The 26,178-nt window shown below is 64.1% G+C and carries 20 protein-coding genes and 2 pseudogenes; 14 read left to right on the top strand and 8 right to left on the bottom strand.

The annotated features are described in order from the left end of the window. The first annotated feature begins 16 nt into the window (after positions 1 to 16). Together trpS and ABD05_RS31855 are read left to right on the top strand one after the other, a co-directional pair. Positions 17 to 1,030, top strand: coding sequence for a tryptophan--tRNA ligase (gene trpS / locus ABD05_RS31860; RefSeq protein WP_047904656.1), 1,014 nt, complete (start codon positions 17 to 19; stop codon positions 1,028 to 1,030). Between the two features lie 160 nt (positions 1,031 to 1,190). Continuing rightward, on the top strand, positions 1,191 to 1,631 hold the full coding sequence (locus ABD05_RS31855; protein ID WP_047904150.1) for a nuclear transport factor 2 family protein: 441 nt from the start codon (positions 1,191 to 1,193) through the stop codon (positions 1,629 to 1,631). A gap of 18 nt (positions 1,632 to 1,649) precedes the next feature. On the opposite strand, the gene ABD05_RS31850 is transcribed toward ABD05_RS31855, so the two are convergent. The 3 genes from ABD05_RS31850 to ABD05_RS38430 form a co-directional block, all read right to left on the bottom strand. Then, the gene (locus ABD05_RS31850; protein ID WP_047904149.1) at positions 1,650 to 2,036 is read right to left on the bottom strand and encodes a VOC family protein; all 387 of its coding nucleotides are present in this window, start codon (positions 2,034 to 2,036) and stop codon (positions 1,650 to 1,652) included. Positions 2,037 to 2,119: 83 nt separating this feature from the next. Further along, a complete protein-coding gene (locus ABD05_RS31845) occupies positions 2,120 to 2,713 on the bottom strand; it encodes an SMI1/KNR4 family protein (RefSeq protein WP_047904148.1) in 594 nt (197 codons plus the stop codon). Between the two features lie 43 nt (positions 2,714 to 2,756). Beyond that, complete coding sequence (locus ABD05_RS38430) at positions 2,757 to 2,909, bottom strand: hypothetical protein (protein WP_158361713.1); 153 nt, start codon at positions 2,907 to 2,909, stop codon at positions 2,757 to 2,759. A 606-nt stretch (positions 2,910 to 3,515) separates the two neighbouring features. Here ABD05_RS38430 and ABD05_RS31840 point away from each other — a divergent pair. The 7 genes and pseudogenes from ABD05_RS31840 to ABD05_RS39490 form a co-directional block, all read left to right on the top strand. After that, entirely contained in the window at positions 3,516 to 5,132 is a 1,617-nt protein-coding gene (locus ABD05_RS31840; protein WP_047904147.1) for a tryptophan halogenase family protein, read from the top strand. Then, positions 5,132 to 6,217 carry a monodechloroaminopyrrolnitrin synthase PrnB family protein gene (locus ABD05_RS31835; protein WP_047904146.1) on the top strand — a complete coding sequence of 362 codons (1,086 nt, stop codon included), beginning with the start codon at positions 5,132 to 5,134 and terminating at the stop codon, positions 6,215 to 6,217. Before ABD05_RS31840 ends, ABD05_RS31835 begins: the two co-directional genes overlap by 1 nt. A 51-nt stretch (positions 6,218 to 6,268) precedes the next feature. Next, positions 6,269 to 7,969, top strand: a complete 1,701-nt coding sequence (locus ABD05_RS31830; RefSeq protein WP_047904145.1) for an NAD(P)/FAD-dependent oxidoreductase — start codon at positions 6,269 to 6,271, stop codon at positions 7,967 to 7,969. Between the two features lie 24 nt (positions 7,970 to 7,993). Further along, a complete protein-coding gene (locus ABD05_RS31825; protein WP_047904144.1) occupies positions 7,994 to 9,106 on the top strand; it encodes a Rieske 2Fe-2S domain-containing protein in 1,113 nt (370 codons plus the stop codon). Positions 9,107 to 9,240: 134 nt separating this feature from the next. After that, positions 9,241 to 9,411, top strand: a pseudogene (locus ABD05_RS39130) (IS6 family transposase); the annotation flags it as partial. Positions 9,412 to 9,515: 104 nt separating this feature from the next. Continuing rightward, positions 9,516 to 10,748, top strand: a complete 1,233-nt coding sequence (locus ABD05_RS31815; RefSeq protein WP_047904143.1) for a cation:proton antiporter — start codon at positions 9,516 to 9,518, stop codon at positions 10,746 to 10,748. Between the two features lie 50 nt (positions 10,749 to 10,798). Next, positions 10,799 to 10,888: pseudogene (locus ABD05_RS39490) on the top strand (alpha/beta hydrolase); the annotation flags it as partial. Here the strand turns inward: ABD05_RS39490 and ABD05_RS31810 are convergent. The 3 genes from ABD05_RS31810 to ABD05_RS31800 form a co-directional block, all read right to left on the bottom strand. After that, positions 10,879 to 11,799: a bestrophin family protein gene (locus ABD05_RS31810; protein WP_047904142.1), complete on the bottom strand. Its 921-nt coding sequence runs from the start codon at positions 11,797 to 11,799 to the stop codon at positions 10,879 to 10,881. The pseudogene ABD05_RS39490 and the gene ABD05_RS31810 overlap by 10 nt on opposite strands. Before the next feature lie 162 nt (positions 11,800 to 11,961). Beyond that, entirely contained in the window at positions 11,962 to 12,969 is a 1,008-nt protein-coding gene (gene cydB, locus ABD05_RS31805) for a cytochrome d ubiquinol oxidase subunit II (protein WP_047904141.1), read from the bottom strand. 3 nt (positions 12,970 to 12,972) lie between these two features. Next, entirely contained in the window at positions 12,973 to 14,373 is a 1,401-nt protein-coding gene (locus ABD05_RS31800) for a cytochrome ubiquinol oxidase subunit I (protein WP_047904140.1), read from the bottom strand. 420 nt (positions 14,374 to 14,793) lie between these two features. On the opposite strand from ABD05_RS31800, the gene fdhD reads away from it, so the two are divergent. The 5 genes from fdhD to moaD all read left to right on the top strand — a co-directional run bounded on the left by fdhD (position 14,794) and on the right by moaD (position 19,133). Then, positions 14,794 to 15,666, top strand: coding sequence for a formate dehydrogenase accessory sulfurtransferase FdhD (gene fdhD / locus ABD05_RS31795; protein ID WP_047904139.1), 873 nt, complete (start codon positions 14,794 to 14,796; stop codon positions 15,664 to 15,666). Continuing rightward, on the top strand, positions 15,663 to 16,877 hold the full coding sequence (locus ABD05_RS31790) for a molybdopterin molybdotransferase MoeA (RefSeq protein ID WP_047904138.1): 1,215 nt from the start codon (positions 15,663 to 15,665) through the stop codon (positions 16,875 to 16,877). The genes fdhD and ABD05_RS31790 overlap by 4 nt, the downstream gene beginning before the upstream one ends. Before the next feature lie 199 nt (positions 16,878 to 17,076). Beyond that, the gene (moaA, locus tag ABD05_RS31785; RefSeq protein WP_047904137.1) at positions 17,077 to 18,201 is read left to right on the top strand and encodes a GTP 3',8-cyclase MoaA; all 1,125 of its coding nucleotides are present in this window, start codon (positions 17,077 to 17,079) and stop codon (positions 18,199 to 18,201) included. A gap of 46 nt (positions 18,202 to 18,247) precedes the next feature. After that, positions 18,248 to 18,820 (top strand): molybdenum cofactor biosynthesis protein MoaE, encoded by a 573-nt coding sequence (locus tag ABD05_RS31780; protein ID WP_047904136.1) that lies wholly within the window; start codon positions 18,248 to 18,250, stop codon positions 18,818 to 18,820. Positions 18,821 to 18,875: 55 nt separating this feature from the next. Further along, complete coding sequence (moaD, locus tag ABD05_RS31775) at positions 18,876 to 19,133, top strand: molybdopterin converting factor subunit 1 (RefSeq protein WP_047904135.1); 258 nt, start codon at positions 18,876 to 18,878, stop codon at positions 19,131 to 19,133. 438 nt (positions 19,134 to 19,571) lie between these two features. On the opposite strand, the gene ABD05_RS31770 is transcribed toward moaD, so the two are convergent. Both ABD05_RS31770 and ABD05_RS31765 read right to left on the bottom strand, forming a co-directional pair. Further along, the gene (locus ABD05_RS31770; RefSeq protein WP_053060022.1) at positions 19,572 to 20,999 is read right to left on the bottom strand and encodes a hypothetical protein; all 1,428 of its coding nucleotides are present in this window, start codon (positions 20,997 to 20,999) and stop codon (positions 19,572 to 19,574) included. Then, a complete protein-coding gene (locus ABD05_RS31765; RefSeq protein WP_148669189.1) occupies positions 20,996 to 25,846 on the bottom strand; it encodes a DEAD/DEAH box helicase family protein in 4,851 nt (1,616 codons plus the stop codon). The genes ABD05_RS31770 and ABD05_RS31765 overlap by 4 nt, the downstream gene beginning before the upstream one ends. Positions 25,847 to 26,178: the final 332 nt, after the last annotated feature.

The raw sequence follows: 26,178 nt of genomic DNA, 5'->3' as shown, positions 1-26,178 counted from the left end.
GGAGCCAACGATCACCATGACCCACCCGAACCGCCCGACCATCCTCACCGGCGACCGCACGACCGGCCCGCTGCACCTCGGCCACTACATCGGCTCGCTGCGCGCACGCGTGCAAATGCAGCACGAAGCGCGGCAATTCCTGCTGCTCGCCGATACGCAGGCGCTGACCGACAACATGGGCCGCCGCCAACGCGTCACCGAGAACGTGATCGAGGTCGCGCTCGACTATCTCGCCGTCGGCATCGATCCGGCGCTCTCGACGATCGTCGTGCAGTCGCAGGTGCCCGAGCTCGCCGAGCTGTCGCAATACCTGCTCAACCTCGTCACGGTCGCGCGCCTCGAACGCAATCCGACCATCAAGGAAGAGATCCGCCTGCGCGGGTTCGAGCGCGACATCCCGGCCGGCTTCCTGACCTACCCGGTAAGCCAGGCCGCCGACATCACCGCGTTCAAGGCCACGCACGTGCCCGTCGGCGACGACCAGTTGCCGATGATCGAACAGACCAACGAACTCGTGCGCCGCTTCAATGCGACCGTCGACCAGCCGGTGCTGGTCGAATGCGAGGCCGTGCTGTCGGCGGTCACGCGGCTGCCGGGCATCGACGGCAAGGCGAAGATGAGCAAGTCGCTCGGCAATGCGATCACGCTCGGCGCGACGCCGGACGAGATCGCGCAGGCCGTAAAGGACATGTATACGGACCCGAATCACCTGCGCGTGAGCGATCCCGGCCAGGTTGAGGGGAACGTCGTGTTCACGTTCCTCGATGCGTTCGAGCCGGACGTGCAGAAGGTCGATGAGCTGAAGGCGCACTATCGGCGCGGCGGGCTCGGCGACAGTGTGGTCAAGCGCGTGCTGAATGAACGGCTGCAGGCGCTGATCGAGCCGATCCGCGCGCGCCGCCGCGAGTTCGAAGCCGACAAGGCCGAGGTGATGGCGATCCTGAAGCGCGGCACGATGCACGCGCGGGAAGTGGCCGGCGCGACGCTCGCGGATGTGAAGGGTGCGCTGGGGCTCACGTATTTCGATTGAGCGGCGCAGGCGGCAAACGCGATTCGGTGACGATGCGCGGCGGAAAATCGGAGCGGCTTGTCAGGCGCCGAACGGCACAAGCCCTTAGTCCACTCCGCCGATGCCGTGCCCGAACGCACCCGCTATCGTTTCCCCGTCATCCACGCACACCCACGACACCATGACGCCACAGGAAACGATCGACCGGCTGGAGATCCAGGATCTGCTGACGCGCTATTGCCACGCGGTCGACCGCCAGGACTGGCGCGAATTCGAGCGGCTGTTCGCAGCCAATGCGATGCTCGACTACGCGGCGTTCGGCGGCCCGGTCGGCAGCCGCGCGGAGATAGCGGCCTATCTGGAACAGATGACGTCGACGATGCGCGGCACACAGCACACGATCTCGACATCGCTGCTGATCGTCGACGGCAACGCCGCGACCGCGCGCACCGCCGGCCAGGTGATGATGATCTCGGCCGACGAAGCTGGCGACGATCGCGTGTGCTTCGTCGGCCTGTGGTATCGCGACCTGCTGGTGCGAACCGAATGCGGGTGGCGCATCCAGAGCCGCTTGCAGGAGCGTAGCTGGATGCACGACGCGCCGCCGGTCGCGGCGCTCTGAGCAGGCCCGCGCAACGCGTTACTTCATCTGCATCAGTTGAATGAGGTTGCCGCACGTATCGTCGATCACGGCGACGCGAACGGGCCCCGCGTCCATCGGCTCCAGCGTGAACCGCACGCCGTGCGCCGTGAGCCGCGCGAATTCGCCATCGAGATCGTCGACCTGGAACGATGCCGCCGGGATGCCGTCCTCGTACAGCGCCTGTTTGTAAGGCCCGACCGCACGATGGTTGCTCGGCTCGAGCAGCAACTCGGTGCCGTCCGGCTGGTCCTGCGACACGACGGTCAGCCAGCGGTAGTCGCCCACCGGGATATTGTTCTTCAGCCTGAAGCCGAGCTTGTCGGTATAGAACGTCAACGCCTTGTCCTGGTCGTCGACGAAAATACTCGTCACGTAGATTCGCATGTCAGTCTCTCCTGAAGCGGCAACCGGCAATCGCCGTTCGCCCGGTCATGCCGCGTCGTCGGTAACAGGCAACTCCCGTGCCGCTATTCTTCGTCGAAATCGATGACAAACGCGTAACCGTCGTCGATCAGCTTGCGCAGGTAGTCGTCGAAGTCGTCGGCGATCACCGCGTAGCTGTCGGGATCGTGCAGGAAGCGCACGACCTGCCCCACCTTGCCACCGGGCGCCGGCTCGAAATCGATGTAGAGCTGCGACGTGCCGCCGTTGTTCATGCAATGCGAGAAGCACAGGCGCCGATTCATCGGCAATGCGATGTCGATGCGCGGATCGACGAGTTCGCCGTCGTCGTTCGCGTCGTCGCCGTAGATGTCCGCGATGCTGTCGCGGTACTTCTCGCCCTCTTCGAGCATCTGCTCGGCCGACAGCAGGTAGTACGGGTACTCGTAGACGTCGGAACCCAGCACCAGCACATTGATCGTCGTGCCGCCGTAGTCGCGCCAGTAGGTGCCGTCGAGCTTGCCGAGCAGTTCGAGCAGGCTGGCCGGGCACTGCGGATAGGCCGCGCGCAGCGCGTCGAGTTGCGCGGGCGTCGCGCCCGTGGCGGCGGCGAGCGCCGCGTTGTCGGCGTCGGGCAGCGCGGTGCGCAGGCCGGCGAGATAGGTATCGACGAGGGTCATCGTGTCTGATCCGGAGAATGGGCTAGCGCCATTCTAGAGCCTGTCATGAACCCATATGAATGAAGTCGATGATTTCGGGCAGCAAGCCACGCCGCCCTCTAAAAGCGGGGAGCAGGTCAAGACCGCCGAAATGCGCAAAGGTTGATATCTTTGTTTCAGAAATGGTGACGACCTTATTTCTTTCATTTGAATTCATTCGTTCATTTCGCATTTATATACAATAAATCCATCGGTGCACACACCCCCAATTAAAGAGAGAATTTGTTTTTAAAAAAGTAAATAGTTTGCCGAAAAATATTCACCGATATTTTCCGGGATTGAGTATCTCTCTGGATCAATTGAGATTGATATGAAATTTTGCGAGGTGTGCCATCGTGAACACTGCTATGGTGTATCGGAGTTACGTGCATGGCACGGCAAGCCTCGGGATGCTGACGTTGCCTGAGCATCTCGATGCGCTAATGGCGATTGCCGCATCGGCAAGTCATTCTGTTGATTCGGCATCCCTTACGCGGTGTGCCGCCGATGCGATGGGCGCCTCGCATGGTTCGATTGTGCTTCCATTTGAACTGAGAGGGTAACAGCCTCAGATCAAACTCCGGGGCTGTCGGTAAGGATGTCCGGATATTGCGTGAAGGGCGTCCTCCATTTTGCCGAACTTCGCTACGATTCGCTCTGCCTTCCCGGTGTCATTTGTCGTGAAGAGCCCGACACGTCATGACGCGTTACCGGACGAGTTGCGAGTTCAGCTCGACAAGGCGGCACTATCCATTCAGGTTTTAAATCCTATGAGAAACGTGTCATGAGCAACCCGATCAAGAATATCGTCATCGTGGGCGGCGGCACCGCGGGCTGGATGGCCGCCTCGTACCTCGTCCGGGCGCTCCAGCAGCAGACGAACATTACGCTCATCGAGTCTGCGGCGATCCCCCGGATCGGCGTGGGCGAGGCGACCATCCCGAGTTTGCAGAAGGTGTTCTTCGACTTCCTCGGGATACCGGAGCGGGAGTGGATGCCCCAGGTGAACGGCGCGTTCAAGGCCGCCATCAAGTTCGTGAACTGGAGGAAGTCGCCCGACCGCTCGCGCGACGATCACTTCTACCATTTGTTCGGCAGCGTGCCGAACTGCGACGGCGTGCCGCTTACCCACTACTGGCTGCGCAAGCGCGAACAGGGCTTCCAGCAGCCGATGGAGTACGCGTGCTACCCGCAGCCCGGGGCGCTCGACGGCAAGCTCGCACCGTGCCTGTCCGACGGCACCCGCCAGATGTCCCACGCGTGGCACTTCGACGCCCACCTCGTGGCCGACTTCCTGAAGCGCTGGGCCGTCGAACGCGGGGTGAAACGCGTGGTCGACGAGGTCGTGGAGGTTCGCCTGAACGACCGCGGCTACATCTCCAGCCTGTCCACCAAGGAGGGGCGCACGCTGGAGGCGGACCTGTTCATCGACTGCTCCGGCATGCGGGGGCTTCTGATCAACCAGGCCCTGAAGGAGCCCTTCATCGACATGTCCGACTACCTGCTGTGCGACAGCGCGGTCGCCAGCGCCGTGCCCAACGCCGACGCGCGTGTGGGGGTCGAGCCGTACACCTCCGCGATCGCCATGAACTCGGGGTGGACCTGGAAGATTCCGATGCTGGGCCGGTTCGGCAGCGGCTACGTCTTCTCGAGCAAGTTCACGTCGCGCGACCAGGCCACCGCCGACTTCCTCAACCTCTGGGGCCTCTCGGACAACCAGCCGCTCAACCAGATCAAGTTCCGGGTCGGGCGCAACGGGCGGGCGTGGGTCAACAACTGCGTCGCCATCGGGCTGTCGTCGTGCTTTCTGGAGCCCCTGGAATCGACGGGAATCTACTTCATCTACGCGGCGCTTTACCAGCTCGTGAAGCACTTCCCCGATACGTCGTTCGATCCGCGCTTGACCGACGCGTTCAACGCCGAGATCGTCTACATGTTCGACGACTGCCGGGATTTCGTCCAGGCGCACTATTTCGCCACGTCGCGCGACGACACGCCGTTCTGGCTCGCGAACCGGCACGACCTGCGGCTCTCGGACGCCATCAAGGAGAAGGTTCAGCGCTACAAGGCGGGGCTGCCGCTGACCACCACGTCGTTCGACGATTCCACGTACTACGAAACGTTCGACTACGAATTCAAGAACTTCTGGTTGAACGGAAACTACTACTGCATCTTTGCCGGCTTGGGCATGTTGCCCGACCGGTCGCTGCCGCTCTTGCGGCACCGACCGGAGTCGATCGACAAGGCCGAGGCGATGTTCGCCCGCATCCGGCGCGAGGCCGAGCGTCTGCGGACCAGCCTGCCGACGAACTACGACTACCTGCGATCGCTGCGTGACGGCGACGCGGGGCTGTCTCGCAGCCAGCCCGGATCGACGCTCGCGGCGCCGGAAATCCTGTAGTGGAGCGCACCCTGGACCGGGTATGCGCATTCGAGGCCACGCACGCCGCGGTGGCGGCCTGCGATCCGCTGCGGGCGCGGGCGCTCGTTCTGCAACTGCCTGGCCTGAACCGTAACAAGGACGTGCCCGGCATCGTCGGCCTGTTGCGCGAGTTCCTCCCGGCGCGCGGCGTGCCCTCCGGCTGGGGCTTCGTCGAAGCCGCCGCCGCGATGCGGGACATCGGGTTCTTCCTGGGGTCGCTCAAGCGGCACGGACACGAGCCCGTGGACGTGGTGCCCGGGCTCGAGCCGGTGCTGCTCGACCTGGCGCGCACGACCGACCTGCCGCCGCGCGAGACGCTCCTGCATGTGACGGTCTGGAACCCCGCGGCGGCCGACGCGCAGCGGAGCTACACCGGGCTCCGCGACGAAGCGCACCTGCTCGAGAGCGTGCGCATCTCGATGGCGGCCCTCGAGGCGGCCATCGCGGTGACCGTCGAGCTGTCCGACGTGCCCCTGCGGTCGCCCGCGTTCGCGCAAGGGTGCGACGAGCTGGCGGCCTATCTTCAGAAAATGGTCGAATCGGTCGTTTACGCTTACCGCTTCATCTCGCTGCAGGTCTTCTACAACGAGCTCCGCCCCTTCTACGAACCGATTCGAGTCGGGGGCCAGAGCTACCTCGGCCCCGGTGCCGTGGAAATGCCCCTCTTCGTGCTGGAGCACGTCCTGTGGGGCTCACAATCGGACCACCCGGCTTATCGAGAATTCAAGGAGACGTACCTGCCCTACGTGCTTCCCGCGTACAGGGCGGTCTACGCCCGGTTCGCCGGGGAGCCGGCGCTCGTCGACCGCGTGCTCGACGAAGTGCAAGCGGCCGGCGCGCGGGGCGAGCCCGTCGGGGCCGGGCTGGCGGCCCTCGACCGGGTCTTCGAGGTCCTGCTGCGCTTCCGGGCGCCTCACCTCAAATTGGCGGAGCGGGCGTACGAAGCCGGGCAAAGCGGCCCCGCCATCGGCAGCGGGGGGTACGCGCCCAGCGCGCTCGTCGATCTACTCGCGCTCACGCGTGCCGCGCGGTTCCGCCTCCGCGCCGCGCTCGACGAGCCCTGACACCTGACACGTGCGTCCATGTGTTCCATCTCACAAGGAGAGTGTGCCCCCATGACTCAGAACAGCCCCGCGAACGGGCGCGATAGCAACCACTTCGACGTGATCATCCTCGGCTCGGGCATGTCCGGCACCCAGATGGGAGCCATCCTGGCCAGACAACGGTTTAGCGTGCTGATCATCGAGGAGTCGTCGCACCCGCGGTTCACGATCGGCGAATCGTCGATCCCCGAGACGTCGCTTATGAATCGCATCATCGCCGATCGCTACGGCATTCCGGAGCTCGACCGCATCACGTCGTTCTACTCGACGCAGCGTTACGTCGCGTCGAGCACGGGCATCAAGCGCAACTTCGGCTTCGTGTTCCACAAGCCCGGCCAGGAGCACGACCCGAAGGAATTCACGCAGTGCGTCATTCCCGAGCTGCCGTGGGGTCCGGAGAGCCATTATTACCGGCAAGACGTCGACGCCTACCTGTTGCAAGCCGCCATCAAATACGGCTGCACGGTCCGCCAGAAGACGAACGTGACCGAATACCACGCCGACAAAGACGGCGTCGCAGTGACCACCGCCCAGGGCGATCGGTTCACCGGCCGGTACATGATCGACTGCGGAGGACCCCGCGCGCCGCTCGCGACCAAGTTCAAGCTCCGCGAAGAGCCGTGTCGCTTCAAGACGCACTCGCGCAGCCTCTACACGCACATGCTCGGGGTCAAGCCGTTCGACGACATCTTCAAGGTCAAGGGGCAACGCTGGCGCTGGCACGAGGGGACCTTGCACCACATGTTCGCGGGCGGCTGGCTCTGGGTGATTCCGTTCAACAACCACCCGCGGTCGACCAACAACCTGGTGAGCGTCGGCCTGCAGCTCGACCCGCGTGTCTACCCGAAAACGGACATCTCCGCGCAGCAGGAATTCGACGAGTTCCTCGCGCGGTTCCCGAGCATCGGGGCGCAGTTCCGGGACGCCGTGCCGGTGCGCGACTGGGTCAAGACCGACCGCCTGCAATTCTCGTCGAACGCCTGCGTCGGCGACCGCTACTGCCTGATGCTGCACGCGAACGGGTTCATCGACCCGCTCTTCTCCCGGGGGCTCGAGAACACCGCGGTGACCATCCACGCGCTCGCGGCGCGCCTCATCAAGGCGCTGCGCGACGACGACTTCTCCCCCGAGCGCTTCGAGTACATCGAGCGCCTGCAGCAGAAGCTCTTGGACCACAACGACGACTTCGTCAGCTGCTGCTACACGGCGTTCTCGGACTTCCGCCTGTGGGACGCGTTCCACCGGCTGTGGGCGGTCGGCACGATCCTCGGGCAGTTCCGGCTCGTGCAAGCCCACGCGAGGTTCCGCGCGTCGCGTGACGAGGGCGACCTCGATCACCTCGACGACAACCCCCCGTACCTCGGGTACCTGTGCGCGGACATGGAGGGGTACTACCAGTTGTTCAACGACGCCAAAGCCGAGGTCGAGGCCGTGAGCGCCGGGCGCAAGCCGGCCGAGGAGGCCGCGGCGCGGATTCACGCCCTCATCGACGAACGAGACTTCGCCAGGCCGATGTTCGGCTTCGGGTACTGCATCACCGGAGCCAAGCCGCAGCTCAACAACTCGAAGTACAGCCTGCTGCCGGCGATGAAGCTGTTGCACTGGACGCAAACCAGCGCGCCGGCAGAGGTGAAAAGGTACTTCGACTACAACCCGATGTTCGCGCTGCTCAGGGCGTACGTCACGACCCGCATCGGCCTGGCGCTGAAGTAGTCGGCCGACTCCGGAACGAAAACGATGAACGACGTTCAATTGGATCAAGCGCGCACCGAGGAGCATCCCCCGGGGGTGTACGACGCGACCACGCGCCTGGCCGCGAGCTGGTACGTCGCGATGCGCTCGGACGACCTCAAGGACAAGCCGACGGAGTTGATGCTCTTCGGCCGTCCGTGCGTGGCGTGGCGCGGCGCGACGGGGCGGGCCGTGGTGATGGACCGCCACTGCTCGCACCTCGGCGCGAACCTGGCCGACGGGCGGGTCGAGGACGGGTGCATCCAGTGCCCGTTTCACCACTGGCGGTACGACGAGCAGGGCCAGTGCGTTCACATCCCCGGCCACAGCTCGGCGGTGAGCCGGCTGGAGCCCGTCCCGCGCGGGGCGCGCCAGCCGACGCTGGTCACCGCCGAGCGATACGGCTACGTGTGGGTCTGGTACGGCTCCCCGCAGCCGCTGCACCCGCTGCCCGAAATCGCCGCGGCCGACGTCGACAACGGCGACTTCATGCACCTGCACTTCGCGTTCGAGACGACGACGGCCGTCTTGCGGATCGTCGAGAACTTCTACGACGCGCAGCACGCGAACCCCGTTCACGCGCTCCCGATCTCGGCCTTCGAGCTCAAGCTCTTCGACGATTGGCGCCAGTGGCCGGAGGTCGAGTCGCTGGCCCGGGCGGGCGCGTGGTTCGGTGCCGGGATCGACTTCACCGTGGACCGGTACTTCGGGCCCCTCGGCATGCTGTCGCGCGCGCTCGGCCTGAGCATGTCGCAGATGAACCTGCACTTCGACGGCTACCCCGGCGGGTGCGTCATGACCGTCGCCCTGGACGGAGACTTCAAATACAAGCTGCTCCAGTGCGTGACGCCGGTGAGCGACGGCAAAAACGTCATGCACATGCTCATCTCGATCAAGAAGGTGGGCGGCGCCCTGCGCCGCGCGACCGACTACGTGCTGTTCGGGTTGCAGACCAGACAGGCCGCGGGGTACGACGTCAAGATCTGGAACGGGATGAAGCCGGACGGCGGCGGCGCGTACAGCAAGTACGACAAGCTCGTGCTCAAGTACCGCGCGTTCTACCGGGACTGGGTCGACCGCGTCGCCGAGGCGACCGCTCGACCGCGCCGCCGCGAGTGAGCGGCGATGCGTGAGTCGGCGGCCCTGGCCGAGCCGGTCTCGGCCGCGTCGTTCCGCCAGGTGCTCGCGAACCTGGCGAGCGGCGTCACGGTCATCACGGCGTACGGCACGGCGGGCCCGCTCGGGCTCGCGGCCACCAGCCGACCCGCCGGCGCGAACGCCAGATGTCCGGATTTCGCGATGCGCGTCGCACGCAGGCGTTTCTCTCATGTTTCGACCCAATCCGACAGCGATTCGCGTTGCCCGGACATCAAATGAATGCGGCATATCATCATGCCGTACTCCAGGAACGCTTCGCCACATGACGTGACAGAGCCCCGGCGATGCTTCGCGCGCCGCCGCGCAGGTGAGAATGCATTCCCGGGATGGATTGCCCGCCTTCATTTCGATCGAGCCGAGGAGGTTTCGGATGGTGATGTGGTTAATGCAGTTGGCCTTGATTCTCATCGCTTGCAGTTGCTTCGGCTGGCTGGCGCAACGGGTGGGGCAGGCGAAGGTTGTCGGCGAACTGGCCGCGGGCATCGTACTCGGGCCCGCCGTACTGGGAGCGCTCGATATGCGTTTCTATCAGGCCATCTTCGGGCCGGCCGCGTCCGTCGGCCTGTCCCATCTCGGCGAGCTCGGCGTGATCGCGCTGATGTTCCAGATCGGTCTGCACATGAACCTCGGCGAGATGTCGCCCCCCCGATCGCTGAAGAAGGTGCCGGACTCCGCCGTGGTCGCGCTGGCCGGCATGCTGCTGCCCCTGGCCGGCGGCATGGCGATCGGCTATCTGTCGCACGACGCGCTCGCGCCGCAGATCGCCGAGTTGCCCTATGTGCTGTTCTGCGGCGTCGCCCTGTCGGTTTCCGCGCTGCCGGTGATGGCCAGGATCATCGTCGACATGGATCTCGTCGACGTGCCGCCCTCGATGCTCGCGCTGTCCGCCGCGATGCTGACCGATCTGGCCGGTTGGGTCATGCTGGCGTTCGTCTCCGCGGTGGCGATGGCGGGACCGGATGGGTCCGGGACATGGAAGATCGTCGCCGGCATCGCCGTGTTCCTGCTGATCTCGAAGCTCGTCGTCCGCTTCATCGTGTTGCCGATGGCAGCCGATGCCGTGAAGAACGCGTCGTCGGCGAAGTTGCTGAGTGTGGTCGTTCCGTATGTGTTGCTGTCGGCATGGGCGACCACGGAAATCGGCACCCACTCGGCGTTCGGCGCGTTGCTGGCCGCCGTGATGCTGCGCGATGTGCCGGGCCTGCGAGAGCAGTGGGAGTCGAAGATGGAAGGCTTTGTGAACACGGTGCTGTTGCCGGTGTTCTTCGTCCATTCCGGGCTGTCCGTGACCTTCGATAATTTTGACGGATCGTCGCTGTGGCTGTGGTTCCTGCCGTTCCTGTGCGTTGCGTTCGTCGGCAAGTTCGGTGGCGCCTACCTGGGCGCAAGAGTGTGCGGACTGACCCGGCGCGACGCGGCGCTGGTCGGCTCGCTGATGAACACGCGCGGGCTCGTGGAACTGGTGGTGCTGGCCGCCGGCCTGCAGATCCACGCGCTGTCGCGGAGCTCGTATGCGGTCCTGCTGCTGGTCGCGCTGGGCACGACCGCCATGACGTCGCCCTTCGTCAGATTGTGGCGGCGCGGCGCGTTGCGCCCGACCTGACGCGCTTGCACCCTGTTCCCTCGGTCCGCAACCTCACCCGGTTTCCCGACATGCATCGAAGATCGATCGTTGCCCATGACGGGCGTGAACTGAATGCGTTCATTTCCGTCGACCATCCCGACGCGCCCGCTTACGTGATCTGGTACGTCGACGCCGGCACGAATTCCTCGGGCATCGGGCGGTCGCCCAGTTCGAGCACCGACCGCTCGATCGTGCGCGTCATCGCATCGAGCGCGAGTGCATTCGGCGCGAGGCTGAACGGTTCGGCAACCTCGTTCGCGATCGCTTCGAGCGCGATCAGCGTGTACGAGATGAACACGCAGATCAGCGGCGTGAAGAATTCCGTCGAATCGACGAGACCGAACGGCAGCAGCACGCAGTACGCATACACGGTACGGTGCAGCAGCACGCTGTACGAGAACGGGATCGGCGTCGACAGGATGCGCTCGCAACCGCCCACCGACTTGCCGAGTTCGTCGAGCTGCGCGTCGAACATCCAGCAGGTCGCGTCGCTGCCGGGCGCGCGGCCCAGCGCGCGGACGATGCCGCCGCGCAGCTCGTCGAGGATCGCGACGGGCTTGAAACATTTGCGCGCGAACTCGCCGGCACGCTCCGCGCCGAGGATCCGCTGCAGGTCTTCGGTCGGATCGGTATGGCGAAGCTGATGCTTCAGCGCATACGTAAACGCGATCAGCAGGTCGGCGAGCCGGTTGCGCTCGGCATCGCTGACGCTGTCGGGCAGGTAGCGATTCAGTTGCGACGTCACAGTGCGCGCCGCGATCAGCAGGTTGCCCCACAGATGCCGCGCCTCCTTGAAACGCTCGAAGCTCGCGTTGTTGCGAAACGCGAGGAAGATCGCGAGCGCGAGCCCGAACAGCGTGAACGGCGCGGTGTTGAGCGGAATCTTCTCGCCGAAGATGCGCCCGTTCGTGAAGACCGCCAGCGTACTGACGATCGCCATGAACACCAGTTGCGGAATGATCGATTGCAGCACGGAGCCGTTCCATACGAACAGCATCCTGAGCCAGTTTTGTCGTGGTCTGACGATCATGATGTTGTCTCGACTGCCTGGGGAATACCTATAGCGACCCGCCCGCGCCCGATGCGCAACGGCCCGCGCGTGGCGGGCCGCTTTCGGGCAGGTGCCGTGCCGGGGCCGCGTTGCGCGTGACGTACGCCCGCGCACGCCGCGCCCTGTCACATCGCGCCCCGCTCAGTGATAGCCGATGTCGCCCTCGCGCACCTTGCCGCGGAACACGCGGTACTGCATCGCGTTGTACACGAGGATGATCGGCAGCACGATCACGGTGCCGACGAGCGCGAACAGCTGGCTCGAATGGCTCGACGATGCATCCCAGATCGTCAGCGACGGCGGCACGATGTTCGGCCAGATGCTGATCACGAGCCCCGTGTAACCGAGGAACACGAGCGCGAGCGTCAGCAGGAACGGCGTGGCTTCGTGCTCGCGCTTGACCGTGCGAAAGATGCCCCACACGCACGCGACGACGAGGATCGGCACCGGCAGGAACCAGCCGAGGTTGCCGCTGCCGAACCAGCGGTGCGCGACGGCCGGCAGCCCGATCACGGTCCACAGGCTGACGACGGCCATCACGGCGAGCAGCACACCCGTAAGCGGCTTCATCAGCAGCCGCATCTTGCGCTGCAATTCGCCGTCGACCTTCAGGATCAGCCAGCCGCAGCCGAGCGTCGCATACGTGACGAGCACGCCGATCCCGCAGAGCAGGCTGAACGGCGACAGCCAGTCGAACGGCCCGCCCGCGAACTGGTTGTTCTCGATCTTGATGCCCTGCAGCAGCGAACCGAGCACGATCCCCTGGCAGAACGCCGCGAGCGCGGAGCCGCCGATGAACGCGAGATCCCACATGTGTTGCGTGCGGGTGGCCTTCGCGCGCAGTTCGAAGGCCGCGCCGCGGAAGATCAGCCCGACCAGCATCAGCACCAGCGGCAGGTAATTCGCGGGCAGCAGCGTCGAATACACGACCGGGAACGCGCCGTAGAGCCCCGCGCCGCCGAGCACCAGGAACGTTTCGTTGCCGTCCCACACCGGCGCGACGGTGTCGAGCATCACTTGCCGCTCGGCCTTCGCATCGAAGAACGGAAACAGCAGGCCGATGCCGAGATCGAAGCCGTCCAGCATCACGTAGATGAACACGCCGAGGCCGATGATCGCGGCCCACACGACAGGAAGATCGATTTGCATGGCTTACTCCGCTTCGGTGACGTTCAGCGGCGTGGACAGCGCGCTCTTGCGCAGCCCCGGATGCCGGTGCAGCTCGATGTACCCGGCCTGTGCAGCCGGCCCGCGCTTCATCAGTTTCATCATGTAGTAGATACCCGATCCGAATACCAGGAAGTACACGACCACGAAGATCAGCAGCGACACGCCGACCTGCTGCGCGCTGAGCGGCGCGACCGAATCGACAGTGCGCAGCACGCCGTACACGGTCCACGGCTGCCGCCCGACCTCGGTCGTGATCCAGCCGGCCAGCAGCGCGACGATGCCCGACGGCCCCATGCCCACCACGAACCACTGGAACCAGCGCGTTTCATACAGGCGCCCGCCCTTTCTCAGCAGCAGCCCGAGCAGCGCGGTCAGCAGCATCAGCATCCCGAGGCCGGCCATGATCCGGAACGTCCAGAACACGATCGGCGAATACGGGCGGTCCTGCGGCGGGAATTCCTTCAGCCCGCGGATTTCGCCATCCCAGCTGTGCGTGAGGATCAGGCTGCCGAGGTGCGGCACCTGGATCGAATAGCGCGTGGTTTCGGCCTGCATGTCGGGCAGCCCGACGAGGTTCAGCGCGGTGCCGCCCTTCTCGGTTTCCCACAGCCCCTCGATCGCCGCGATCTTCGCCGGCTGGTATTCGCGCGTATTCAGCCCGTGCGCATCGCCGACGACGATCTGGATCGGCGCGAGCAGCAGCAGCATCCACAGCGCCATCGAGAAGGTGCGCTTCACCGGCTCGTCGCGGCGCCCCTTCAGCAGATGCCATGCACCGCACGCGGCGACGATGAAGCCCGCGACGATGAACGCCGCGATCGTCATGTGCACGAGACGGTACGGGAACGACGGATTGAAGATGACCTTGAACCAGTCGACCGGCACGACGAGGCCGTTCTCGATCTTGTAGCCCTGCGGCGTCTGCATGAAGCTGTTCGACGCGAGGATCCAGAACGTCGAGATCAGCGTGCCGACCGCGACCATCAGCGTCGCGAAGAAGTGCGCGCGCGGGCTCACGCGCTGCCAGCCGAACAGCATCACGCCGAGGAAGCCGGCTTCGAGGAAGAACGCCGTCAGCACTTCATACGTGAGCAGCGGGCCCGTGATGTTGCCGGCGACGCGCGAGAAGCCGGCCCAGTTCGTGCCGAACTCGTACGCCATCACGACGCCGGAGACCACGCCCATCCCGAAGCCGATCGCGAAGATCTTCGACCAGAACTGGAACATGGATTTGTAGGCGGCGTCGCCGGTGACGAGATAACGCCATTCCAGCACCGCCAGGAAGCTCGCCATGCCGATGCTGATCGCGGGAAACACGATGTGGAACGACACCGTGAACGCGAATTGCAATCGTGCGAGATGGAACGCATCGAAGATTTCCATGACCGTAATTTGCTCGTGGTTGTGAGAACGTCCGCCCGAAGCAGGAAATCGCGCGACGGCTTGGCGACAACACATGCGATCACCTACGGTCACTCGCATGGCATCGAAGCGTGAATGACGATATCGCGTTTGCCACGATACTCGCAATCACTCGAACGTGCGCTGAAACTGTGCTGCTTCCGTTGCCGAAGATGTGTGTACGGAAAACACATTTCGTGCCCGCGGGATGGCCGTCTGTACTGCTTTCCGCGTTGCGACGCTGTGCCTCCGGCGCGCTGTTCACCGCCCTTAACATGTGATGCGACACCTGCCCGCGGCGACGGCGCCCCTCGGCGCCCGCCCGGCAGCATCGATTCCCGTCGTTCGGCGCACGCGCCGAGCCCGGCCGGCACGCCGGCCGATCCGCCTGGAGAAAAACGCATGGAGTCCTGCATCCGCCGCGACGATCCGACCGGCAGCACCGCGTGTCATGTGACGCGTCATCGTGCCGGCGAAGCGCGCGACACCGTCGATCGCGTCGTCGACGAAACGCCGGTTGCACTCGTGTTCAACGGCATCTCGCACACGGTCATGATGGCGACGCCGATCGACCTCGACGCGTTCGGGCTCGGCTTCGCGCTGAGCGAAGGCATCGTCGAGCGCGCGTCCGACGTGTTCGACATCGAGAGCGAAACCCGGCCCGGCAGCGCCGAAGTGCGGCTCACCGTGTCGCAGCAGGCGTTCATGGCGCTGAAGGCGCACCGCCGCGCGCTGGCCGGCCGCACGGGCTGCGGCGTATGCGGAATCGAAAGCATCGCGCAACTCGACCTGCATCCGGCGCGCATCGATGCCGCCGGTGCGGCCGCCGGCATCGGCGCCGACGCGATCGCACGCGCCGCGCGCGCGTTGCCGGCTCACCAGACGCTGATGCGCGAGACGGGCGGCATCCACGCGGCCGCATGGTGCGACCGCGACGGCGCCGTGCTCGACGTGTTCGAGGACGTCGGCCGCCACAACGCGCTCGACAAGCTGATCGGCCGGCTCGCGCGGCGCCGCGCCGACCTGCGCGCGGGTTTCGTGTTCCTGTCGAGCCGCGCGAGCTACGAACTGGTGCGCAAGGCCGCGCGGGTCGGCATCCCGATGATCGCGACGATCTCGGCGCCGACGTCGCTTGCGATCGACGTCGCCCGCGAAGCCGGCGTTCGGCTGCTCGGCTTCTGCCGCAACGACGGCTTCGTCGAATACGTGTCGCCCGACACCGCCCTTCCCGACCAACCGGCGCTTGCGCAAGCGCATCCGGCCCTCTCGTCATGAAACAACTGATCGATTTCGATACCGCGCAGCAGCATTTCGCCGGCGCGTTTGCGCCGCTTGCTGCGGCCGCCTCCATTCCGGTGACAGACGCGGCCGGCCATGTGCTGGCCGTGCCGCTGACCGCCGTGCTCGACCAGCCGCCGGCCGACCAGAGCGCGATGGACGGCTACGCCGTGCGTCACGCGGATCTCGCGCACGGCGAGCCGCTGCGCGTCGCGCAGCGCTGCTATGCGGGCAACACGCCCGCGCCGCTGGCCGCGCGCACGGCCGCGCGCATCTTCACCGGCAGCCTGATTCCGCCCGGCGCCGACACCGTCGTGATGCAGGAACACGCGCGCGAACAGGACGGCTGGGTCGCATTCGACGCGCCGCAGCGCAGCGGGTCGCATATCCGCCGCCGCGGCGAGGAAGTGCGCGCCGGCGACCTGCTCGTGCCGGCCGGCGTGCGGCTGGGCGCGATGCACGTCGGCGTGGCTGCCGCGCAAGGTTTCGCGCGCATCGACGTGCGCCCGGCACTGCGCGTCGGCATCCTGACGACCGGCGACGAACTCGTCGCGTGCGGCGAGCCGCGTGCGCCTCAGCAGATCTACAACAGCAATGCGCCGATGCTGGCCGCGCTGGTATCGGGAACCGGTGCCGGCGTTGCAATGAGCCTGCACGCGGCCGATACGGCGCCCGCCGTCGATCGTGCGCTGCGCGACCTGCACGCGGGTTGCGACCTGGTGATCTGCGTCGGCGGCGCGTCGGTCGGCGACAAGGATCTGCTGCGCCCCGCGCTGGTTGCGCTCGGCGCGTCGTTCGTCGTCAGCGGCGTGCGCATGAAACCCGGCAAGCCGGTCGCGCTCGCGCGGCTCGACGCGCGGCCCGTGGTGCTGCTGCCCGGCAATCCGGGCGCCGCGATGACGGCGTTCGCGCTGTTCGTCGCGCCGCTGATCCGCTGCCTGCAGGGGCGCGACGCGTGCGTGCCGATCGTGCCGTCGCTGCCGATCGACATGGACTTCGAGCCGGATGCGCAGCGCGAGCGCTTCGTGCGCGTGCGCTGCACCATCGGCGCCGACGGCACGGTCGTGCTCGACACGCTGCGGCAGCAAGGCGCCGGCACGCTGCAGTCGCTCGTGCAGGCGAGCGGGCTCGCGCGGCTGCCGGCCGGGAAGCGCATCGCGCGCGGCGACTCGGTACCGTATTACGAATTCGCGCGCTGGCTCGGATGAGCGCGACGCCTGATAACCGCCCGATGCAGCATATTCGCCACGCATCCCGCACGGTGAACTGTATTCCTGCAATACGGGCGCGATTGTGTCCCTGCCGGAAAAGTCCGGCGGACTATGCTCACGATGAGGCTCGCCACGACCTGTGCGCCGATACGTCGGCACGCACGCGGCCGATCGGCGACGCCCAACCGCTTACTTCATGCAGGCCGACGAACCGATCGTGAATGCCATCGTCTCCGCCACGCCGGCCGCCGCCGCTTCCTCCGGCGGCGCATCGCCCGGCGCCTTCCCCCGCACGACCGACACGCTCGGCCGCCCGCTGCGCGACCTGCGCCTGTCCGTCATCGACCAGTGCAATTTCCGCTGCGGCTACTGCATGCCGCGCGAAAGCTTCGGTGCCGACTACGCATTCATGCCGTCGTCCGAGCGGCTGTCGTTCGCGCAACTGGAAAAGATCGCACGCGCGTTCACGTCGCTCGGCGTCGAGAAAATCCGCATCACCGGCGGCGAGCCGCTGTTGCGCCGCAATCTCGAAGCGCTGATCGAACGGCTCGCGGCACTGACGACCGTCGACGGCAAGCCCGTCGAAATCGCGCTGACCACCAACGGTTCGCTGCTCGCCGCGAAAGCACGCTCGCTGCGCGACGCGGGACTGTCGCGCGTGACCGTGAGCCTCGATGCGCTCGACGACGCGGTGTTTCGCCGGATGAGCGACGCCGACGTGCCCGTGTCGCGCGTGCTGGCCGGCATCGAAGCCGCGCATGCGGCCGGACTCGCGCCGGTCAAGGTCAATGCGGTGATCGAACGCGGCGCGAACGACGACCAGATCCTGCCGCTCGTGCGTCACTTCCGGCATAGCGGCGTGGCCGTGCGCTTCATCGAATACATGGACGTCGGCGGCGCGAGCTTCTGGTCCGGCGACAAGGTTGTGCGAGCAGCGCAGATGCGCGAGCTGATCGATGAGCACTATCCGCTCGTGCTCGTCGGCGAACCGGGGCACGACGCGACCGCGATCCGTTGCGCGCACATCGACGGCGCCGGCGAGGTCGGCTTCATCGCGAGCGTGTCGCATCCGTTCTGCGGCACCTGCTCGCGCGCACGCGTGTCGGCCGACGGCAAGCTTTATACGTGCCTGTTCGCAACCCAGGGCACCGACCTGCGGCCGTGGCTCGACGATGCGGCGCCGGTCGACGCGCTCGCCGCCGCCGTACGCGATCGCTGGACGCGGCGCGACGACCGCTATTCCGAGCGCCGGGCCGCACGGCCGGCCCGCGCGCCGGGCAAGACCTATCCGACCGTGCGCATGTCGCTCGTCGGCGGCTGACGGGCCGCCGCGCGACACAGGACGCACCGCCTACAGGAGAACCGTCATGACGAGCTTCACCGAATCCCGCGCCGGGCTGCCGGACGATCCGTCGCGCGCCGGCAGCCACGGCCAATCCGCCGACACGACCGAACCGCACACCGAACCGCCCCCGGCCATTTCTGCCGGCTTCGAGGTGCGCGTGCAGTATGCGGCGATCGACGCGGGTGCCGAGCTTGCACCGATCGTTCGCAATCCGAATGTCGGCGCGGTCGTGAATTTCCTCGGTGTCGTGCGCAAGGAAGGCGACGTCGACGACGTCGTCGCACTCGAGGTCGAGCACTACCCGACGATGACCGAACAGGCCCTGTGGAGCATCGTCGAGGAAGCCAGCGCGCGCTGGCGGCTCGAAGCGGTCAGGATCGTGCACCGCGTCGGGCGCATTCCGCTCGGCCAGGCGGTCGTGCTGGTCGTGGTGGCCGCCGCGCATCGCGGGTCCGCGTTCGATGCGTGCGAATTCCTGATGGACTTCCTGAAGACCCACGCGCCGTTCTGGAAGAAGGAGATCCGCCACGACGGCGAATCCGGCTGGGTCGAGGCGAAGGTGCACGACGACCAGGCGATGCGGCGCTGGGGCTGACCGCCGCGCCCGCTTTGTATTTTCCGATTCCGCAGATTCCGTTCGAGACATCGCGATGAAACTGACAATCAAATACTTTGCAAGCATTCGCGAGCAACTCGATACCGACGAGGAAATCGTCGAGATCGATGCGCGCGAACTGACCGTCGATGCGCTGCGCAGTACGCTCGCCGCGCGCGACGCGCGCAGCGCGGAAGCGCTGCGGATGGACCGGCCCGTGCGGGCGGCCGTGAATCTCGAGATGGTGACGGGCGGATTCGTCGTGCGGGAGGATAGCGAGGTGGCGTTTTTTCCGCCGGTGACGGGCGGGTAACGCGGATCAGGTGGCTGCGATCTTCAATGCAGCCACTTCATCGCTTTCGTGGCGAACACGGCCGTCGCGGCGGCGCCGATGCGCGTCGAGATCTGCGGCGCGATTGGTGCGGGTCGATGCGGCACCCTTCCCGCAAAAGCAAAAGGGTTCATCGCGGATTACCGGGGGGGAACACGGGGCAGACGCGTCGGCGTTCGGCCAAAAGCGGCCGTCGTGACAGCGCCAAGCGATGTACGCTCTAGGCTGATACCGGTCTTTTGACTCTATCTGGCGAACGGTGATTAACGCTCTGCAAAGCTGTCACGTCGCGTGAAGGTCCGCAGATTCGCGAACAACACGTCGAACGTGCGCCGGATGTCGCGGAACTTTCAGCCTAGACTTTCTCGCACATCCTGCTCGCTTCAGGAACGGCCTCAGTCTTGCCATCTCAATAGCCTGCTAGGTGCCACACGGCAACGGCGGGCGGGTATTGCCGGGCCAACAATCTGAGACAAAAGTGCAGCCGCGACAACAAAGGCTCGCGTCGATCATGTGTATCTGACAACGGGGCTCTCTGCGGTCAATGACATCTCGGTGGGCGCAGTGGTGAGGCGTTTCGTCAATGAAGAGAGCCCTCGGGGTCGACAACACCGGCCTAGAAATCGCAGATGGTCCTGCCGCTAGGCGAGCGACATTGCAGACGCTCCATTTATGAAACCTGCAGTCCACGTCTGGGCCAGTTTTGACAAAGTGGGGGGCTTGGCCAGTGACGATGATCCAGTTATCGCGCTCTCTGGGATTCGAACGCGTCAGCGGCCGTGTGACCGCCGGTTTGTGCATCGGCTCGCGCGGGAACCCAGGAAAATTGACCATCGGCGCGGGCCGAAGCTCAAGGTCGAGCTGCTCTCCCGTTCGCGCCAGTAGCGCAGCGGCGCCGGCAGCAAGCTTGTTGACGTGCGGCCCCAGAGAGAGTTCGTCCGTTATCTCGTCCTTCGTGTATTCGAGCAAGGACTCCTCAGATTCCTCCAGCACCGTCAGGAGCATGTTGTCCGCTCCACGCAGCACCAGCGCGGGATAAACCAATACACGCGGCTTTCGCCCGAAGACAGGTGATCCGCTTGCCTCGTAGCTCACGTGAACCGCGTGAAAACATGCGACGACCAAGTCCTTTGTGAGGTAGTTCAAGACTTGTGTAGGCCGCACACTGAAGGGCGTCTCGGCGGCAAGAGCCCTCTTGGATATCAGCGAAAACAACTCGCTGGCCTGAGCCTTAAAATTCTGCTTCTGAAAGATCTTGATCTTGACGTCTTCGACGGTACCCTCGACGAAGGCTTGCACTGGGTCAATGAACACAACGATCCATTGCCCACTTGTGATCACGGCCCTGGGCAGCGTGTGGCCATATCTGTCTTTCAGACCTTTAACGTAGCCGCCCACTTGATCGATGTAGGCATGCCATTGCCCCGCCACCGGAGAGTCTTTCGCCTCGCCACCGCTTCTCCAATGATTGATCCCTTCACCCAACAGAGTCGGGGCTTCAAAAGCTTCTCTCTTTCGTGGCTCTAGAAAGGCCTTGTCCCATGCCTTGGCCTCAATGAGTAAGGCTGGAGCATTGGCGTCTGCTCTGACACCAAGATAGTCCATGAACGTGGTCGTCTCGCCCTTGAGACGGGCCTCTTCTGCCATGTCCCCACCCAATCCGAGCGACCAACCAAGCAGTTCTACGAGCTCATCCAAAAAATGAATGCGCGTCGTGTGTTCATGAGGATCGCCGGGCTCCGCTCCGGCAAACTCCGGGCGCGCGTCTGGGGTGATCGACGCATCGAAGCGATCGATCAGATCGGCAAATCGTTCGATGAACTCTGCCTCCGTGACTTCGCGAATCACTGGAGCAGCTCCGGCAGGCGATAGAGCAACTTTCTTGCCGACGGCCACCCTGCTTCCATGAAGATCTCGAGGCAGTCCACGAGCGCTCGGCGCCGTTCAACAGTCCCAAAAATCTCCTTGTTATCCGCCAGGAAGCTACTTATCAGTCGCACCATCAGCTCGGCGCCCAACGATTCGTATTGGTAACCACCCTTTGCGCCGCCCCCTCGAATTGCACGCGCGGTCAGATCGAATGCACGCTCTGGGTCCTGCGGAGCCAGAATCTCCATCAATTGCAGGAGCTGATAAATGGTGTGCGGCTGTGGTTGATCTGCAATAAGCTCGAGCGTCGACGCTACCTCGTGCAAATAGATCGCACACCCAGTCTCGTCGATTCCCGCACCGCCGTTGGCTCGACCGGTCGCAAAATAGAGCTCCATGGCTGCCTTGTCGATGAGCCCGACGCATGCTTTCAATCTCGGCACCTGGTCGTCGGGAACAGCGACGCCCGGGTCATACGTTGCAAGTGGTCCGCTCGCGGCGACGACGATTCGATGAAGCAGGGCTTGGGCTCGACGCCGAAGCACACCCTCGTCCGATTGACCAGGATGCAGGCCCAGCACGACTGCATCGCGGAGCGTGAATAGAATCGTTTCGAGCTTTCCACTGTGCACAGACGGGTCGCCCAACCATCTTGACAGGATGGTCTCAGCTGAGGCTCTCTGATAGGTTACCGAAAGAATCGCAACGAGGTCAGCCAGAGAATTCTCAAGTTCAGCCTGCTTCGCCGTGCCGCTATACCGCTCTAGGAGCGCGATGATCAGTCGTTCGCTTCGGTCGGGCTCGACATGGATGACCATCCGCAGCACATTGACGACGGAGCCCAAGACCGCAAAGTTGGTCTCTCGTTCAAGACGAAGCTCGAGGCGCCGCCAGAAACCAGCCCGATCGAGATCCCACAATCGAATGAGATGCCCGGCCGACTGAGATCGCGCAGCAGGATGGCGATCATCCAGAAAACGATCGATATAGTCTACAAGTCGCGGGTATAGGTCGGGCCGCTGAAGACAAACGTCCAGCACCGCCGTCGCGGCCTCAATGCGAGCCGCAGGTCCGCCCCAGGACTGGGATTCTTCGTACTGATGCTCCGTCTCGTCGGTGACCTCTGGGTTACCAGAAGTGGCAGCTATCTGAACGAGCGCAAGATAGCGGTCAGTTGGATCGAAGCCCTCTCTCACAACCAAGCGCTCGCCCTGTGCAAGTTGCCCACATCCTTGGCCGATGACACCTTCACTGTGGCTACGCAGCGTTTCGTCCAAATCAGGAGCCTTTAGGCCACGAACGACTGCCTCAAGCAACGTGAGCGCGCGAGCCGTATCCATTTCGTCGGTCGATGGACGACCGGGCTTGGCCTCTATGTAGTCCCGGGCCGCCTCTACGGCCTCCATGACGGTGATATTCGAAGGCCTATCCCTGTCCAGGCCATCGATCCAGTAGAAGGGCTCCGACAGACCGAACCCGCTTGTAATGCGATATGGTCGTTCGTTTCGAAGGCTGCGCTCTACCACCTCTGCTGGCGTGGCCGCAAGAATGGCACGTGCACTCTCAGTGACGAGTTGATCAGGCCCAATGAGGCTGTACAGACGCTGAATCAGGTGTTTCCTGACTGCTTCCGGATCGGCGTACCCTTCCATTGAGAAGGTCGTCACCGAAGCTTCAAGTGCCTCCCGCTCAGCCATGCTGCGCCGCCCGTACCCGCGGGCCACGAGGTCAATCGCATCCTTCCGGGTATTGATATTAGAAAGCCAAGCCTCATCTGCCGCAATCGGCCAAAGTTGGTCGATCAAGCTATCGTTGCGTTGCACTGCCGCAAGAAAGAGCCTTGCCCATGTCAATGCCCACGCTGATGAAGTCGAGATCTGGTCTGCAACCAAGCGAGCATCGGACTCAGGCAACGCAACAAACGCAGGCACGAACTTCGCGATCAGGGCGTCGCCATCCCGACCATACGTGTTGCCAGGGTCGTGACCCCAGACGTAACTCAGGTCAGATTCAAGTCGGAGAGTCCGGCCATCAATCGTTCGGGTAATAACTTCGCGTTCTGCTGGCTTGTGCTCCCGCAGAATGTAATGGCCTACCGATTCCACAAACGCTCGGGTGGCCTCTCGAGGGTGATTCTGCAGAAACGTCGGGAAGAACTCGCACAGCGAGTACAGCGCCATGTTGTAGTCCTGCCTGGAGTTCGACGTCAAAGATAGAATCTGACTTCGACCGCCCATGCTAGTAGTGACATCGTCTTTCACGGTGCCTGCGTAGGTCTTCGAATACACGGTCGCAGCGAAATCCGGATCGGCGTCGGCCAGTTTGGAAATCTCACGACACAGCGCCGGAACGTCTTCCCAGTTGTGTGTATCGGCGCGCTCAGATTCGAAGATTCGTTCCAAGAGCGCTCGAGACTCCGAAGGCGCGGTCGCGTAAGTGGCGACGACGTTAGGGATGACTAGCGCAGCATCGATTCTCAACTCAGGATGGTCAAACACGAATCCCAACAGTGATCTTGCCGCAAGACCGACTGCCTCACCTGTCTGAGACGGACGCGCCGTGTTGATCAAGAGGTAAAGCAGCGTCCTCAGTGGGGAAGGAACTCGCTCGACGCTGACAGCGAGTTCACCGGCTAGCGAGACCCACGGCGCGAGACTCACATTCGGATGGTCTTCTAGGCGCACCGCCAGCGCAGACACCACGTGCCAAAGCGCCGTAGGCACCATATCTCGACCGTCGGCGACATGCTTTGCGATGGCATGAGTGTCTGCAGCATTCTCCGGCAGCTCGGCGCTGAGCCGTCCAGCCACGCTGCGCAGGATTGGGTCGCCCTCCGGATTGCCGACCATCCTTTCGACGGCGATCCAATAGCGCTCGTGATCCGGCTGTGCCACCCAGAGTTCCTGCAGCAGAAAGCCCATCGCCGGCGCAAGCAACAGGCCAATCGTCTGTGCTTTCAGGTACTGCACCTCGCCTGAAACGAGTCCATCGACGTCCATAAGAAGCCGCGAGGCAGCATAATCGAACAGAAGATGGTGACGGAACTGGATATAGCGCTCATTCTCGACCTTGGCTAACACGCCCTGGAGAAGAAGTTCATCCAAGCCATCGGGCGCTTCGGCAGCGATGACATGAGCCGGGGCCCGCAGCGCTCGGCTATCGACCATCGCTTGTACAACGCTGTGCAAGCAGGCATCGGCGCGCGCCCCCAATGGCGTCACTCGGTGCTCCCAATACAACCTCAGCAGGCCCGCTTGGTTAGCGAGCTCGCGAAGTGCTTCAGCACCCATTCCTGTGCGGAGCAACTCGCCGATGAGACGTGTGTTGAACGGCACAAGCGCAAGTTGCCGGAGCTTCGTTGGGGCGCCATCGAGGGCCGTACGGAGTTCTGGCGCTTGGTTCAGTATCTGGTCGAACTCTTCCCCTGACCAAGACGGCACAAGCAGATGCCTCACCGTTGAAAATGCGGCATCCCGATAATGCGGGTTGGCCGGACGACCTACGAACAACTCACGGAATCGGACACCCATGCGCAAGTCGAACGTCCGTATCGAGGCCACGACTTTCCAGCGCCCCTTCAAAGCGAGAACACGCTCGATCAGTGTTCGAAACGCGCCCTCTCCCTGTCCACCACGCGTAGCGTCGAGGGCGTCGACGACTAGCCATCCCCCCGATGGTCCGTCCCAGGCCTCGAGCACTTTGACCAGGTCGTGTTGGAGACCCAGTTCGTTCTTCAGTCCAACGAGATCTTGAACGCTATAGCGGTCGACTGCGAGTTCGACGACATCGCCATGGCTCCGCAAAGCACGGGCCAACGCGTTGATGACAGCGCTCTTACCGGCGCCGGGCTCGCCAATCAAGAGGAGCGATCCTTCTTGAGCCGCGGCTAAGGCGGCTGCCTGACATTCCCGGGTGATTCGGATGACGCTCTCGGCTCCCTCGATCTGCTCGTAGGACCGCAAGTCGGCGGCAATTTGCGCCGAGTGTTCCCTAAGCTTACGGATATCGTCTTCGAAGCGTGGTGGCGCAGACAACTGCACTCCCGCATGCATGACGGCTTGCCGCAGCTGAGGTAAGTCGCCACCGCTCCGCTCGGTCATCCAGCGCTGGCTGATCTGGCTCAGCGCAGTGATCAAAGGTCGAGCCTGATCCGTCGTCGTCACCCTTGCTGCTAGCCCCTCCATGACGTTGGCGTACGCGCCAGCCGGGTCAAACGTCATCACCCTCACAATCTGCGCAACGCTTCGAAGCAAGATCGAACTCCATGGTTCGGTCGTAGTGTTGCTCCAGGCTTCCCGCATGCATGTCTCGAACACCCCCAGTGCCCTTTGCTGGTCTTGGGTCAGCGCAGCTGGCGATGGCTGCGAGAGAGATCTCAGCGCTGCCGGGAGATCCACACGAACCGAGGCGGGTGCTGTGGGTCCTACTGCCAGCACGAGTCGATCCTTGTTCGGATCGAGGCTGCGATCCCAAAGTTGTTCGCCCTGACCATCGCGGCAGACAAGCCAATGTCGAATGAACTGCTGGACGGTTTTGGCCAAGCCACCTTCAGCCCCGGACGAGAGGTTCACGGTCGTCTTGGCCTGCACCGCGATGAACCCACCATCCGACGTTGCCACCAAGATGTCGTCGACAGGTGCCTCGGTCTCGAAGCGAATCCAGACAGGAACGGCCGGCCCCAGTTCCAGTACGTGGTCGACAGGAACTTGGGCAAGCAACTTCAGACCGAAAAGCGCCCCAAGCTGGGCCTGAAACCCAATACCTCCTGCTGCTGCGGCGCCACCACTGGAGATGCCTCGAGAACTGGTCGGATGTGAGGTTGCCAAGTTGACTCGCTTAAGTTGACTTCGGGGTGTGGCCGCCATGATTGTACAAGGTGAACTGCCCCATTCTGGTACGCAAGCCGCCCCCTAGTCTAAATAAGGTGTCGCAAACCGGCCGCAGCCTAGCGAAAAAAGCTTTAATAACTACAACTGCCGCGCGATGACAATTAGCGAGATGGCTCACCACTTGCTCGCGGCTTTTCACTACTAGACGGCTTTGGGGCAGAAAGCGGCCGTTCACCATTGGGGACCGCAACGACCGAAAAGGGTGGCGGATTCAACCGGTCGACGCCAGCGCGGGCGACCGTCCACCAACTTCGAGCTTCCGGATTCGG

The sequence above is a fragment of the Burkholderia pyrrocinia genome, from assembly GCF_001028665.1.
GTDB classification, from domain to species: domain Bacteria; phylum Pseudomonadota; class Gammaproteobacteria; order Burkholderiales; family Burkholderiaceae; genus Burkholderia; species Burkholderia pyrrocinia.
This window is presented reverse-complemented; position numbering and strand designations above follow the sequence as displayed.